Genomic DNA, 13,088 nt, shown 5'->3' on the forward strand with positions numbered 1-13,088 from the left:
TTTTATTTTTATTGTTTGTGAATGATAATATTTGTATAATTGAGTGTTCTTTATTGTTGGAACTTACTACTCACCCAGTAATTATGAAAGCCAAGTTATTAGAAAGAAAAAGTCCTTTTGGTCGTTCATTTATGGTTGCGCGGCATTCCTATCCCTACTTTTTGGATGTCTGGCATTATCATAGTGAACTGGAGCTGGTGTACATTACTAAGAGCAGTGGCACTAGGTTTATCGGGGACAACATCGAGCAATTTAAAGAAGGGGATTTGATTCTGATTGGAGAAAATCTCCCCCACCTTTGGCAAAACGACCCGGAATATTTTTCTTCCAAAATAGAAGGAAGTGCGGAGGCATATAGTATTCATTTTAAAAAGGATTTTGCAGGAAAGGACTTTTTGATGTTGCCTGAGATGAAAGACATTCGCTCACTCCTTGATAGGGCCAATCAGGGGATAAAGTTTACGGGTGATATTTGCCATTATGCTCTGGAGATATTTAAAGAACTGTCTGTGCTGGAAGGCATTCAAAAGCTGGTAAAGCTCATGGAATTTTTAGCTCAATTATCGGAGGAAAAGGACTATGAAATCCTGAGCACGGATGGCTTTACATTTCCACTACACATTACGGGTGATGACCGGGTGGATAAGGTTTTTTCTTTTACGTTTAATAATTTTAAGCGTAGCATTTCCTTGGAAGAAGTAGCCGAATTGGTACACCTTAACCCCACGGCATTTTGCCGGTACTTCAAGAAGTCCACCAAAAAGACCTATTCCAAATTTCTCAATGAGATCAGGGTAGGATATGCCTGCAAGTTGCTGATTGAAGAGCGGTTGAATATTTCAGAAGTAGGGTATGAATGTGGGTTCAATAACTTGTCCAACTTTAACAGACAATTCAAAAATGTGATGGATATTTCCCCTTCAGAGTACCTCAAAAAACACAAAAAACACCGATAGTATTATGCGGACGGCATCACAGATTTCCCGTTTGGATTTTAGCAATGAGATAACTTTCAAGACTGCCAAGAGCGGTGGTCCAGGAGGGCAACATGTCAATAAGGTCAACACCAAGGTACAGTTGATTTTTGACGTTAAGGGCTCGAAAATCCTTACAGAAAAAGAAAAAGACCGCGTGCTGGAGCAGCTAGGACCAAAACTCAATGCCGACGGCCATATCCAAGTGGTGGTGCAGGAAAGCCGGTTGCAGCTACAAAATAAAACCTTGGCACTACATAAGTTCGGTCAACTGATCAGCAAGGTATTTATCAGAAAGAAAAAGCGTAAACCTACCAAGCCTACCAAAGCCGCTGTAAAAAAACGCCTTGACAATAAAAAACGAAAAGGAGAGAAGAAGCAGTGGAGGAAGAAGCTGTAGTCTAAATATAAAAAACTACAGCTATACCGGAACACGTTAGTCTTTTTCCATTGGCTCCATGGCACATTGCTCACCTGGGAGTTCCACCTCGATGGTGTGGTGGGAAAAGGGGTAATCCTTGAGGATTTTTTTTAAGGTCTTCTTTAGTGCGAGTACTTCATCTAAGCCCTGTACTTCTTTGAGCTTAATATGAGCAGTGAAGACGTGTTTTTCACCGTCCAGTGACCAGATGTGGACATGGTGAAGGGATTGGACATGGTGAAGTTGGAGTAACTTTCCTTTGATTTCTTTTTCATTGATTTCACTGGGGCTGGCCTGTAAGAAAATCATTAGGGTTTCTTTCAGTCTTTTGATGACATTCCAAAGGATATATAAGGTGATCAGTAGGGAAAGTACAGGGTCAATATAGGGGGTATCGACAAAAAGCATCACGATAGAAGCCACCAGCACAGCCGCCCAACCCAGTACATCTTCCAAAAGATGCCACGAAATCACTTTTTCGTTCAAGGTCTTTCCATGGCTCAAGCGATAAGCAGCAAATCCATTGACCAATACACCGATGATGGCAAAGATCATCATGCCTTGTGCATCCGATGGTTCTGGGTGGATGATGCGGGTGACTGCTTCTTTGATGATAAAGAGCGATCCTGCAAACAGGATAAGCCCGTTTATCAATGCACCTAGAAGGGAAAACCTTTTGTATCCAAAGGTGAACGTTTGGGTTGCTTTTTTATTTGCCTTACGGGCAAGGTACCACGAAAGTCCTAATGAAAGGCTATCGCCCAAATCGTGGAGTGCATCCGAGATAATCGCAACGCTGTTGACGTATAACCCGCCGAAAAATTCCAAAACGGTAAAGCTCAGATTTAGAAAAAACGCCAGCTTAATGTTTTGGTGTCCATGGTGATGGTGATGGTGCGACATACGGTGTTTCTTTTCATTGGTGCTGTACAAAACTAGCACGAAATGGTATTAACACAGTTGCAGAAAAGGAAATTGTAAAAGAATAAAGTGCAAACCGTCATTTGCCCAAGTTGTTATAATACTTGATTTTTTCATGGAGCATTTTAAAATCCAAGGCACCCTTTACTTCTTTTAGGTGTTGCACGATGGCAAGGGCCTTGTTCAATCGGCTGTTACTGCTTTTTACCTTGGTGACGATGTAAACCAAGCTTCTTTGCTTGCCCATGGTCAGTGAGCGAAAATACTTGTTCCCTTCCTCATCTTGGTCAAGGAGAACTTGCAGTTCCTCAGGCATGTCATGACCAAACTCAGACCGGTCTTTTTCGATATTGATGTTCACTTTTTCCCTCTCTTGGATGCCGAGTTTTTCCCTAAGGGAGGAATTGAGCAGAATAAACCAATAATCCTTACTTTTCATGAGTGCGGCATGAAAACGGAAAGTGGCGATTTCACAGATTACCCGTCGGTCACCTCCTTCTATAAAAACAGTGGCCACATCATCAGGTACCGGCAAGTGGTATTGCCAAAGGTTGGAGTCGAATTTTTCCAAAGTGGTACTGATGGACTTCATGAGTGTTTAATTTTGGTCAAAAAGACTGATTTTTCCAATGAGATCTACTACTCGGTTTGCATAACCTGACTCATTATCATACCAGCCGATGATTTTGATAAGGGCGCCATTGGCCTCGGTGAGGCTGGCATCGAAAATACAGGAATGGGGATTTCCGATGATGTCCACCGACACCAAAGGGTCTTCTGTGTATTCAATATACCCCTTCATGCTCGTATTGGCTGCTTCAAACATGGTTTTGTTGATTTCTTCCTTGGTGGTGGCTCTTTTTAGCAGCACATTCATTTCGGTAAGCGATCCATCCGGAACGGGCACTCTATAAGCCATGGCGTGGAGTTTTCCTTTAATTTCGGGGATGACCAGCTCAACAGCCTTAGCGGCATTTGTGGTGGTGGGGATGATGGAACAGGCCGCAGCACGTGCCCTCCTTAGGTCTCGGTGCGGTGCGTCTTGTAGGTTTTGGTCGGCCGTGTAAGAATGGACTGTGGAGACAAAACCCTTTTCAATACCAAAATGCTCCTCTAATACCTTGACCATAGGTGCCAGGCAGTTGGTAGTGCAGGAGGCATTGGAGACGATAGGGTCGGTTTGTGTAAGGATATCATCGTTCACGCCGAGCACGACAGTGGGCACATCTCCCAACGCCGGGGCGGAGATAATGACACGTTTGGCACCGGCCTTAAGGTGGTCTTCTGCTTTTTCCTTTTCTACAAATCGTCCAGTACATTCGAGGACAATGTCCACATCCAGTTCTTTCCAAGGAAGCTTTTTGGGTGATTTCTCTCCATAGATGTGAATGTTGTTGCCGTTTACAAGAAGGGAATTTGTTTGGGGGATGATTTCTGCTTGAAATTTTCCATGGACGGAATCATACTTGAGCAAGTGCGCTAAGTTGGTGTTGTCCATCAAGTCATTGATGGCGACTACATTGATATCGGAATGTTGCTGGAGTAACTTAAATACATAGCGGCCGATCCGCCCGAAGCCATTTATGGCCACATTGACTTTGGTCATGCTCTTCATCTAATTTGGGTCCTTTATATATTACGGGAGAGTGAAATTACGAAAGAACCGTCATATTGACTACAAACCATTGGTGATTTGGAGGAGGTATTGTATTTCACCCCTTTGGAAAATAGAAAATATAGCTTTTTTGAATAATGATGGAACGCCGATAACGCTGATTAGGCAGATTTTCACTGATATTTTTAACCCGTTTTATCAATGTCGTTTAGTTAGTGTGAATTTGGAAATATTGGTTCTATTATTTTTCTGCTAAATTCGAAGATGGTCTTCATCCCTTTAGCTTTGTCACTTTTTTGCTTCAGGTCAAAAAAGTAACCCAAAAACCCCGACGCTACGCCACGGCGCACAGGTGTGCAGCTATTGGGCTAAAATTAAAACCTTCCCTCATGCAGGCAAACTCCTCCTGTCTAAAGCGAAGCAGGCCTATTTAAAGCCAGGTAAACCTTCTTTAGCTGCCAACATTCTTTTTGGCTAGTATTTCGTCAAACAAGCCTGCCTTTTTGCCCACTCGCTTTATAATTTCTTAACGCCCAATACCTGCAAGGCGGATCCGATTAATAAGTTTCTTATGGATACATTATCATCATTATTCCAAGTAGTGGTATATTTTCTTAAGTAACCAAGTTGAGCCGGAACTATAAGCCCCCCTGAGCCAAAAAAGGTATCGCTTCCTTATTACGGCCCTTGGTATGCCTGTTTTCCAGCCGATGGTGGAGGCCGTTAAGAAAGGGAGTTGGCTCGCGTCGTGGAACAGCGAGACCCACTCACTTTTAGGTCGTAGCCATCGGGTGGAAATTAAAATGGGTGACGGATCTCGGTCGCAGGGTAAATCCATGTTCCATTTTAAAAGGCATACCACCGGCCTAGCTTTTTTTCTTTCTTTTTTCATCAATGGAAAAAAGGAAAAGGATAAAATCCACCAGGATGATCAGGTTTCCCCAGCCAAAGTCGATCAAAAAAAGGACTTTTAGGTATATGAAAAGAAGGAAACCCCCTTAACTAAACGGCATTGAATGCGGGTTTAAGTTTTACAACTAGCAGCCTATTCTACTGTGCCCTATGTGTCTATGTTGTTCAACTACATTAGCTGTTTTGGGTACTTCTTTTTTGGTATCTAAAGATAAGGACTATAATAGGCAAGTACATTCTTCTTTAGTGCTGCTGGAATCGACGTTCACCTTGGTATGGGAAGTAGCCAAAGACCTTGGTACATGCAGTGGAAGGCGGCTTATGGCGATTTCCTTTAAAATTGTACCTGGCCTTAGTTCTTTAATTCCGAGGTTTTTAAAAGCATGATCCACTCTTCCCGGAAATACCATCATCAGCATTCCACACAGGATAATTGCCAACATTTTCAATTTACTTTTCCCTTTCATAAGCATTTCCCGTTCCGAGAATTTTAACATAGAAAAATACAGTTTGTTACACCTGTTGTGGTTGATAATTAATATTAATATGATCGTGACAGTGTGTTGTAATTTAAAATAAAGATACTGCAATTCAGTGACTTATGGAATACCGTGAAGGTGGTATTTTTTACTTTTATAGGTTAATTTGTGTTATATATGTGGAGTTACGGCCAGCATCAATAGGTTTTATTTGCAACTTGTTGATCAATAGAAGCTTACAAAAGTGTTGATAACGAGGTGAATAAAATGTTTAAAATGTTTGATGTAAAGCCCTTACATTTGTTACTATGGCAGAGAGAAACACCGCAGGAAGGGAGCGCAATCCGCTCCGGAGAAAAAACAACTTAGAGCAAAATATGGTAGGCGGCGTAGGAAAGATTCCCCCGCAGGCTATCGATTTGGAAGAGGCCGTGCTTGGCGCATTGATGCTGGAAAAAGAAGCGATCACTGCCGTGGTGGATATTCTTAAGCCGGACAGTTTTTATAAAGATGCCCACCGGGAAATCTATGATGCCATCTTACAACTTTTTAACGAAAGTGAACCGATTGATTTGCTTACCGTAACCAACAAGCTCCGAAAGAATGGAAAGCTTGAGGTGGCAGGAGGGGCTTACTACATCACCGAACTGACCTCAAAGATTTCTTCCGCAGCCAATATTGAATACCATGCTCGGATCATCACCGAGATGGCGATGAAGCGTCATATGATCCGCATCTGTTCTGAAATTCAAAAAGAGGCCTATGAGGAGACGACGGACGTGTTTGAGCTGTTGGATACCATGGAACAATCGCTGTTTGAGGTGTCCGAGAACAATATCAGAAAGAATTACGCTGACATGAAATCCATTATGCGTGAGGCTATTACGGAGCTGGAAGGTAAGAAAGACCTCGCTGATGGGCTTACTGGTGTGCCGAGTGGCTTTACGGCTTTGGATAGGGTGACTTCAGGATGGCAAAAATCAGATTTGGTCATTATAGCTGCCCGTCCTGCGATGGGTAAAACGGCTTTCGTGCTTTCTGTACTTCGGAATGCCTCCGTGGACCATAGCAGACCAGTGGCCATATTTTCCCTGGAGATGTCAGCGGTCCAGTTGGTAAACCGTCTGATTTCTTCAGAAGCAGAATTGGACTCGGAGAAGATCAAAAAAGGAAATTTGGCCGATTATGAATGGGAGCAGCTGATCCATAAGACAAGTAAGCTTTCTTCGGCGCCTTTGTTTGTGGATGATACGCCGGCCTTGTCCATTTTGGAGCTTCGTGCAAAATGTCGCCGACTGAAGGCCCAGAGTGATATCCAGATGATCGTAATTGACTACCTTCAGCTAATGTCTGGTGATTCCAAGGCCAGTGCAAGCGGTAACCGTGAGCAGGAGATTTCCAGTATTTCTAGAGCACTTAAGAAAATTGCAAAGGAACTTGAAGTACCAGTGATTGCCCTTTCACAGCTGTCAAGGGCAGTGGAAACACGAGGAGGAGACAAGCGGCCACAGTTGTCCGATCTGAGGGAATCTGGAGCGATCGAACAGGATGCGGATATTGTCATGTTCCTGTATCGTCCAGAATACTATGGTATCAACGAGGATGAAGAAGGCAACAGTACCATGGGGACAGGAGAGGTGATTATTGCCAAGCACCGGAGTGGCTCTTTGGAGACCGTCAAGCTGCGGTTTATTGGTAAATATACCAAGTTTACGGACTTGGACCTGAATGTACCTTACCAGCCACAAGGCCAGGAAGCTATGTATGGCAATAAATTTCCAAGTGCTGCGGGTGGAAAGGGATTTGACGATTCGAACATGATCAGGATCCAGAGTAAAGCCAATGGTCCAGATGAGGAGGATGGCTTCCCCGGAGGTATGGGGAGCAATGAGCCTGCTCCTTTCTAGTCCTTCGGCTACGCTCAGGAACACCTTCTGTTGGGATTAGGATTACCTTCGGCTTGGATCAAAAATACCAATGACTTCCTTCGGAAGTACCTCGGTTTCTTTTAGTAATAATTATGGCATTGCTGACGTGCTGATGAGCCCATTTACAGGACGGATTATAGTGCAGGGATGCGCCATTTGCCAAAAACCAATTAATAAATAACCGACTATGAAAGGACTTGTTTTAGATCAGGAGAATGCATCCGGAATCACTATTAAAGATGTGGCATTACCTCACTTAAAGCCTGAAGAGGTCAAAGTGAAAATAAAGGCTGCAGCTTTAAACCACCGAGATGAGTGGTGTCGTCAAGGGAAGTACCCCAATATCAAAAATGGAATCATTTTGGGATCTGACGGTGCAGGAGTAGTAGAGGAAGTAGGTGAAAAGGTGGACAAAAGTTGGCTTGGCAAGGAGGTCATTATCAATGCGGCCAATTTTTGGGGAGAGGATCAGGCTGTACAGTCTTCAGCATTTCAAATCCTCGGAATGCCAAGCAATGGAACACTTGCAGAATATGTGCAAGTAGATGCCTCCAGGTTATGCCAAAAGCCCGATCATTTGTCATTTGAAGCAGCAGCGGCATTGCCGTTGGCAGGCTTGACAGCATTTCGGGCGGTTTTTTATCATGGGTCGGTAAAGCCTGATATGAAAATCTTGGTTACCGGTTTCGGAGGAGGAGTGGCCCAGTTTGCAGCACAATATGGTATCGCCGCAGGTGCGGAAGTTTATGTGACCAGCGGGAGTGATGAAAAGTTAAAAACAGCATTGGAGCTGGGTGTTTCAGGAGGATTCAATTATAACGATGAGGAGTGGGTTCAGCAAGCGGTGGATAAAACAGACGGATTTGCATTGATCATCGATTCGGCCATGGGCGAGACTTTTTCCGACCTGATCAAAGCATTGCGTCCTGGTGGCAAATTGGTTTTTTATGGAGCCACGCTCGGTAATCCTCCGATGCTGGATGCAAGACGGGTCTTTTGGAACCAATTGACCATTCAGGGTACTACGATGGGAAGTGATAGGGATTTTGAAGGTATGGTGAAGTATGTCGCTGAGCAAGGGATTTCTCCCGTAGTGGACAAGGTCTTTGAATTTTCGAATGCTGTGGAGGCCTTCGAGCGAATGGCAGCAGGAAAGCAAACGGGGAAAATTGTGGTCAAAATGTAACGTTTGATGTCACTTGGATTTACCCTTATCCTTTCTTTTCAGCAAGTTATTCATCAAGGTCATTTTCGAACAAGAAATTTTGAAAGGCATTTTTGAGCTCTCTTAGTGCGTGCTGATCATTTTGGGTTTCGGCAAGCTCGATTCCTGATTTGTAGATAGAAAGTGCCTTTTCTATTTCCTCCATGTCTGCATTTGCAGCTGCGGCATGGAAGTAGGTAGGAAGGTATTCTGGGTGCTTGTCCAACAGTTGATCAAAATAACTTACCGCTTTATTCATATCACTGTTTTGATATTCCAGTGCCAGGGCATAGAGGTTGAATGGATTGTCGGGTTCATCTTTTATAAATTGCTGCAATAATTCGATTCGTGATGCACTCGCCATAAGCTGTATGTTCTTCAATGATGGTAACGTGCAAATATAAGGTAAAATAGAGGTTTTGAAAGGATCTTACCGTTTAGGAGGATTACGTTTTTTATGCTCCATTGATTTGGAAAGCCCTTCAGGCCTGAATAAAGGTATGGGGATTGGTCAGGCAGTATGTAGTCATTGCTGAGGTATAACCATTAATTATGGTCGATAGCCAAAATCAATTCATTCGGGATAGGTATTGAACAGCCTTTTTTTTATTTTTGGACATTCCAAAAAAGGATCCCGGGCTTTAGGAAAGTAATTACACACAAGGTTTATGGACTAGTCCACTTTTCATGCTACCGTCCTATGAAATTATACTTGGAAAAAGCACGTTATATCATTGAGAAGAGATGATAGGGCAATCATTTTGACATTTGGAATCGGCTGTTTTTAGTGAATTATAACAGCTACATTAAATTTCTGCGAAGAAACATTATTGACCACTTATTAAAATAAAATATATGAAAATTCTGGTTTGTATTACACATGTACCGGATACCACATCCAAAATTCAATTTACAGATGATAACACCAAGTTTGATAAGACTGGTGTCCAATTTATTATAGGCCCATACGACGACTATGCTCTGGCAAGAGCTGTAGAACTCCGTGACCAATCGAGTGGAAGCCTCACGGTGCTCAATGTAGGAGAGGCAGAGACTGAACCCACTTTGCGTAAAGCTTTGGCAATCGGTGCAGACGAAGCAATAAGGGTGAATTCATTTCCTTCTGACTCACTATTTGTGGCGAGCCAAATTGCACATTATGCCAAGGAAGGAGGATATGACCTGATCCTCATGGGAAGAGAGTCTATTGATTTTAATGGCGGTATGGTGCATGGTATGGTAGCTGAAATGCTAGGAATGCCCTCTGTCTCTCCCGTAATGAAGCTGGACCTAGAAGGTGATGTGGCCAGTATCGCAAGGGAAATAGAAGGAGGAAAGGAATATTTAGAAGTGAAACTTCCTTTTGTGGCAGGTTGTCAAGAGCCTATAGCAGAATGGAAGATTCCTAATATGCGTGGGATCATGTCAGCCCGAAGCAAGCCACTGAATGTGGTGGATCCAGTCAGTGATGAAGCTGCTACAAAAACAGTGGGATATGAGCTTCCACCTGCAAAAGGGTCCGTTAAGCTTATCGATAAAGATAATGTCGAAGAATTGGTGAATTTGCTACAAAACGACGCTAAGGTCCTATAATTATAATCCTTTGATTTTAAATTTGAACACAATATGTCCATTTTAGTATATATAGAGCACACTGAAGGTGCAATTAAGAAAACATCATTAGAGGCGGTATCCTACGCCAGTGCCCTTGGTGAAAAAGAAGGAAAGGAAGTAGTGGCAGTGGCACTGGGAAAAATAGAGGACAGCGCCTTGGCCAAAGCAGGTTCTGCAGGGGCAAAAAAAGTACTGCATGTAGCGGACGAAAAACTCAATGATGGAGTGATTCAAGCGCATGCTAGTGCCGTGGGCCAGGCGTTTGAGCAATCAGGAGCTGATACTTTGGTACTGGCCAAATCTTCTTTGGGAGATGCTGTGGCAGCCCGGCTGTCAGTAAAGCTAAAGGCTGGATTGGCTTCTAATGTAGTCGCTTTACCAGAAGAAGATGGAGGCTATAAAGTAAGAAGAAGTATATACACTGGAAAGGCCTTTACCGATACGGTGATTACAACTGATAATAAGATTTTAGCGGTCAAGAAAAATGCAGTTGCCTTAAAATCCGACGGGGCAGATGCAGCTGTGGAAACGTTAGAGGTCGCATTGGCGGAAGGTGATTTTGCTGCCAAGATCACTTCTACCGATAAAGCAACTGACGAGATTTCATTGCCAGAGGCAGATATCGTCGTTTCTGGGGGCCGCGGTCTGAAGGGGCCAGAAAACTGGAACCTAATTGAAGATCTCGCCAAGGCGATGGGAGCGGCCACAGGATGTTCCAAGCCTGTTTCTGACAGCGGATGGAGACCCCACCATGAGCACGTAGGACAGACAGGTGTAAAAGTAGCGCCAAGTTTGTACGTGGCAGTTGGAATTTCAGGTGCTATTCAACATCTTGCAGGAGTAAATGCATCCAAATACATTTTGGTGATTAATAAAGACCCAGAGGCGCCATTTTTCAAGGCCGCTGATTACGGTATTGTAGGGGATGCTTTTGAGATTTTGCCAAAACTTACGGAGGCTTTAAAAGCAATAAAATAAAAACGAGTGGAGAACACAGTTGAACTAGAAATATTAGGTTTATCATCAAATCATTCACAATCGGGATCATTCACACTGGTGATGGGAGAAACCACTGGGACGAGAAGGCTTCCTATTGTGATAGGGATGTTTGAGGCACAAGCTATCGCCATTGAGATAGAAAAGATTGTTCCCAATCGCCCCATGACCCATGATTTGTTTAAGTCATTTGCCAGTAATTTTGGATTTTCGGTGGATCACATTCTTGTATCAGATATGAGAGAGGGTGTTTTTTACGCTAAGATTGTCTGTAAGGGTGCCAAGAATACAGTGGAAATTGATGCGAGGCCTTCTGATGCCATTGCGATTGCGGTGCGCTTCGAAGCGCCAATATTCTGCGAGAAAAAGGTGATGTCCGAAGCTGCCATTGAATTCAATGAGGAGGAAGAAGAGAAAAGTGGAGGAAAGGCCAAAGCGGAAGAGAAGAAAGTTACCTCTGCCAAATCCAAAAACCAAGAGCCCCTGAAGGATTATAGTCTCGAAAAGCTCAATCAACTACTTGATAAGGCGATTACCAATGAAGATTACGAGCAGGCTGCTCGCATTAGGGATGAGATAAACCGGAGAAATTAACGATATTAAAAAACCTGGGCGACTAAGTTCCAGGTTTTTTTCTTTCCATTCATGCCTCAAAATACCTTATATTTACTTTTCTTTTGATAGGGTCAGACATGAAAGTGGCCTATAAATTTCGTGTATGGATTATATAAGAGGAATGATAGGGATAGTGGCGCTATTGGGCGTAGCGTTTCTATTTTCAGCAAGCAGAAAATCAATAGACTGGAGGTTAGTAGGAATAGGGGTAATCTTACAAATTATCTTTGGTTTTATGATTACGAAAGTAGCTTTTGTAGCATCTGTTTTTGCGGGCATCAGCGGAGCCTTTGTGAAGCTACTTAGCTTTGCCCAAGCTGGAGCGATATTTCTGTTTGGAGACTTGGCGACAGATTCATTCGGGACAATATTTGCATTTCAGGTATTGCCTACAATAATTTTCTTTTCAACCGTGTCTGCGGGCCTTTACTATTTGGGCATATTACAAAAAGTGGTTTACGGTATCGCATGGGTGATGACCCGTACCATGAAGTTGTCTGGTGCGGAGAGTCTTTCCGCAGCGGGCAATATATTTTTAGGCCAGACCGAGGCACCGCTTTTGGTAAGGCCTTTTATAGCTACCATGACCCGTTCTGAATTGATGTGTTTAATGACTGGGGGGATGGCTACTATTGCTGGAGGGGTTTTGGCTGCCTACGTGGCATTTTTAGGGGGAGATAATCCCGCTGAGCAAAGTAAATTTGCTTCCTACCTGTTGGGAGCAAGTATTATGAATGCCCCAGCTGCCATTGTCATGTCAAAATTGATCATTCCTGAAACCAATAAGGAGGGCTTGAACGACAAGCTGGAAGTAAACAGCGATGGAATGGGCGTGAATTTGATTGACGCTATGTCGATAGGTGCCGCTGACGGGTTAAAGTTGGCATTGAATGTAGGGGGGATGTTACTTGCATTTATTGCTGTTATTGCCATGTTGAATTATTTGTTATCTGGCGTTTTCGGTGATATCACTGGACTGAATCAGTTTGTGACCAATTCTACCAATGGGAGGTTTGAGGGTTTTTCACTGGAGTATATTTTAGGTCAAGTTTTCAGGGTCTTTGCATGGCTGATGGGAGTAGAATGGCAGGATACGCTTCAGGTGGGATCACTTTTGGGACAGAAGACCGTGATCAATGAGTTTGTGGCATATTCTGATCTATCTTCCATGAAAGCGGAGGGAGACCTTTCGCCGAAATCAATCATTATCGCTACCTATGCACTTTGTGGATTTTCTAATTTTAGTTCGATAGCGATACAGGTGGGAGGAATCGGAAGTATAGCACCGGGTCAGCAAGGCAATCTTTCAAAGTTAGGAATGCATGCACTATTGGCAGCCACGCTCGCTTGCATGATGACTGCGACGATTGCAGGAATGTTGTTTAGCTAAAATAAAGCCTGAAAAAAAT

At 43.4% G+C, this 13,088-nt stretch carries 14 protein-coding genes; 9 read left to right on the forward strand and 5 right to left on the reverse strand.

The features are described from left to right. Window positions 1-83: 83 nt before the first annotated feature. Window positions 84-956 (forward strand): AraC family transcriptional regulator, encoded by an 873-nt coding sequence (locus FDP09_RS13855; RefSeq protein ID WP_137403233.1) that lies wholly within the window; start codon window positions 84-86, stop codon window positions 954-956. Between the two features lie 4 nt (window positions 957-960). After that, window positions 961-1,374, forward strand: a complete 414-nt coding sequence (arfB, locus tag FDP09_RS13860; RefSeq protein ID WP_229683364.1) for an alternative ribosome rescue aminoacyl-tRNA hydrolase ArfB — start codon at window positions 961-963, stop codon at window positions 1,372-1,374. Window positions 1,375-1,410: 36 nt separating this feature from the next. On the opposite strand, the gene FDP09_RS13865 is transcribed toward arfB, so the two are convergent. From FDP09_RS13865 to gap, 3 genes are all read right to left on the reverse strand, one after another. Further along, window positions 1,411-2,298 (reverse strand): cation diffusion facilitator family transporter, encoded by an 888-nt coding sequence (locus tag FDP09_RS13865; protein ID WP_137405037.1) that lies wholly within the window; start codon window positions 2,296-2,298, stop codon window positions 1,411-1,413. Between the two features lie 97 nt (window positions 2,299-2,395). After that, the gene (locus tag FDP09_RS13870; RefSeq protein ID WP_137403235.1) at window positions 2,396-2,908 is read right to left on the reverse strand and encodes a YdeI/OmpD-associated family protein; all 513 of its coding nucleotides are present in this window, start codon (window positions 2,906-2,908) and stop codon (window positions 2,396-2,398) included. Between the two features lie 6 nt (window positions 2,909-2,914). After that, entirely contained in the window at window positions 2,915-3,922 is a 1,008-nt protein-coding gene (gene gap / locus FDP09_RS13875; RefSeq protein WP_137403236.1) for a type I glyceraldehyde-3-phosphate dehydrogenase, read from the reverse strand. A gap of 701 nt (window positions 3,923-4,623) precedes the next feature. Here gap and FDP09_RS13880 point away from each other — a divergent pair. After that, on the forward strand, window positions 4,624-4,905 hold the full coding sequence (locus FDP09_RS13880; RefSeq protein ID WP_137403237.1) for a hypothetical protein: 282 nt from the start codon (window positions 4,624-4,626) through the stop codon (window positions 4,903-4,905). A 156-nt stretch (window positions 4,906-5,061) separates the two neighbouring features. Here FDP09_RS13880 and FDP09_RS13885 read toward each other — a convergent pair whose 3' ends face one another. Further along, window positions 5,062-5,340: a hypothetical protein gene (locus tag FDP09_RS13885; RefSeq protein ID WP_137403238.1), complete on the reverse strand. Its 279-nt coding sequence runs from the start codon at window positions 5,338-5,340 to the stop codon at window positions 5,062-5,064. 290 nt (window positions 5,341-5,630) lie between these two features. Here FDP09_RS13885 and dnaB point away from each other — a divergent pair, with 290 nt between their 5' ends. Together dnaB and FDP09_RS13895 are read left to right on the forward strand one after the other, a co-directional pair. After that, window positions 5,631-7,229: a replicative DNA helicase gene (dnaB, locus tag FDP09_RS13890; RefSeq protein WP_137403239.1), complete on the forward strand. Its 1,599-nt coding sequence runs from the start codon at window positions 5,631-5,633 to the stop codon at window positions 7,227-7,229. A 208-nt stretch (window positions 7,230-7,437) separates the two neighbouring features. Beyond that, on the forward strand, window positions 7,438-8,436 hold the full coding sequence (locus FDP09_RS13895; RefSeq protein WP_137403240.1) for a zinc-binding dehydrogenase: 999 nt from the start codon (window positions 7,438-7,440) through the stop codon (window positions 8,434-8,436). A gap of 46 nt (window positions 8,437-8,482) precedes the next feature. On the opposite strand, the gene FDP09_RS13900 is transcribed toward FDP09_RS13895, so the two are convergent. Further along, window positions 8,483-8,818 carry a tetratricopeptide repeat protein gene (locus tag FDP09_RS13900; protein ID WP_137403241.1) on the reverse strand — a complete coding sequence of 112 codons (336 nt, stop codon included), beginning with the start codon at window positions 8,816-8,818 and terminating at the stop codon, window positions 8,483-8,485. Window positions 8,819-9,309: 491 nt separating this feature from the next. Between FDP09_RS13900 and FDP09_RS13905 the strand changes: the two genes are divergently transcribed. The 4 genes from FDP09_RS13905 (at window position 9,310) to FDP09_RS13920 (ending at window position 13,069) form a co-directional block, all read left to right on the forward strand. Then, entirely contained in the window at window positions 9,310-10,047 is a 738-nt protein-coding gene (locus tag FDP09_RS13905; protein ID WP_137403242.1) for an electron transfer flavoprotein subunit beta/FixA family protein, read from the forward strand. 33 nt (window positions 10,048-10,080) lie between these two features. After that, entirely contained in the window at window positions 10,081-11,046 is a 966-nt protein-coding gene (locus FDP09_RS13910; RefSeq protein WP_137403243.1) for an electron transfer flavoprotein subunit alpha/FixB family protein, read from the forward strand. 6 nt (window positions 11,047-11,052) lie between these two features. After that, on the forward strand, window positions 11,053-11,658 hold the full coding sequence (locus FDP09_RS13915; protein ID WP_137403244.1) for a bifunctional nuclease family protein: 606 nt from the start codon (window positions 11,053-11,055) through the stop codon (window positions 11,656-11,658). A 124-nt stretch (window positions 11,659-11,782) separates the two neighbouring features. Continuing rightward, complete coding sequence (locus FDP09_RS13920; RefSeq protein ID WP_137403245.1) at window positions 11,783-13,069, forward strand: NupC/NupG family nucleoside CNT transporter; 1,287 nt, start codon at window positions 11,783-11,785, stop codon at window positions 13,067-13,069. The last annotated feature ends 19 nt before the right edge of the window (window positions 13,070-13,088 follow it).

Source organism: Echinicola rosea, assembly GCF_005281475.1.
Lineage (GTDB): Bacteria > Bacteroidota > Bacteroidia > Cytophagales > Cyclobacteriaceae > Echinicola > Echinicola rosea.

What these genes read in the sequence shown, in the direction of transcription:
- dnaB (WP_137403239.1), top strand. Translation starts at nt 5,631, where the DNA reads ATGGCAGAGAGAAACACCGCAGGAAGGGAGCGCAATCCGCTCCGGAGA.
- FDP09_RS13855 (WP_137403233.1), top strand. Translation starts at nt 84, where the DNA reads ATGAAAGCCAAGTTATTAGAAAGAAAAAGTCCTTTTGGTCGTTCATTT.
- gap (WP_137403236.1), bottom strand. Translation starts at nt 3,922, where the DNA reads ATGACCAAAGTCAATGTGGCCATAAATGGCTTCGGGCGGATCGGCCGC.
- arfB (WP_229683364.1), top strand. Translation starts at nt 961, where the DNA reads ATGCGGACGGCATCACAGATTTCCCGTTTGGATTTTAGCAATGAGATA.
- FDP09_RS13910 (WP_137403243.1), top strand. Translation starts at nt 10,081, where the DNA reads ATGTCCATTTTAGTATATATAGAGCACACTGAAGGTGCAATTAAGAAA.
- FDP09_RS13920 (WP_137403245.1), top strand. Translation starts at nt 11,783, where the DNA reads ATGGATTATATAAGAGGAATGATAGGGATAGTGGCGCTATTGGGCGTA.
- FDP09_RS13905 (WP_137403242.1), top strand. Translation starts at nt 9,310, where the DNA reads ATGAAAATTCTGGTTTGTATTACACATGTACCGGATACCACATCCAAA.
- FDP09_RS13885 (WP_137403238.1), bottom strand. Translation starts at nt 5,340, where the DNA reads ATGTTAAAATTCTCGGAACGGGAAATGCTTATGAAAGGGAAAAGTAAA.
- FDP09_RS13900 (WP_137403241.1), bottom strand. Translation starts at nt 8,818, where the DNA reads ATGGCGAGTGCATCACGAATCGAATTATTGCAGCAATTTATAAAAGAT.
- FDP09_RS13895 (WP_137403240.1), top strand. Translation starts at nt 7,438, where the DNA reads ATGAAAGGACTTGTTTTAGATCAGGAGAATGCATCCGGAATCACTATT.
- FDP09_RS13865 (WP_137405037.1), bottom strand. Translation starts at nt 2,298, where the DNA reads ATGTCGCACCATCACCATCACCATGGACACCAAAACATTAAGCTGGCG.
- FDP09_RS13880 (WP_137403237.1), top strand. Translation starts at nt 4,624, where the DNA reads ATGCCTGTTTTCCAGCCGATGGTGGAGGCCGTTAAGAAAGGGAGTTGG.
- FDP09_RS13870 (WP_137403235.1), bottom strand. Translation starts at nt 2,908, where the DNA reads ATGAAGTCCATCAGTACCACTTTGGAAAAATTCGACTCCAACCTTTGG.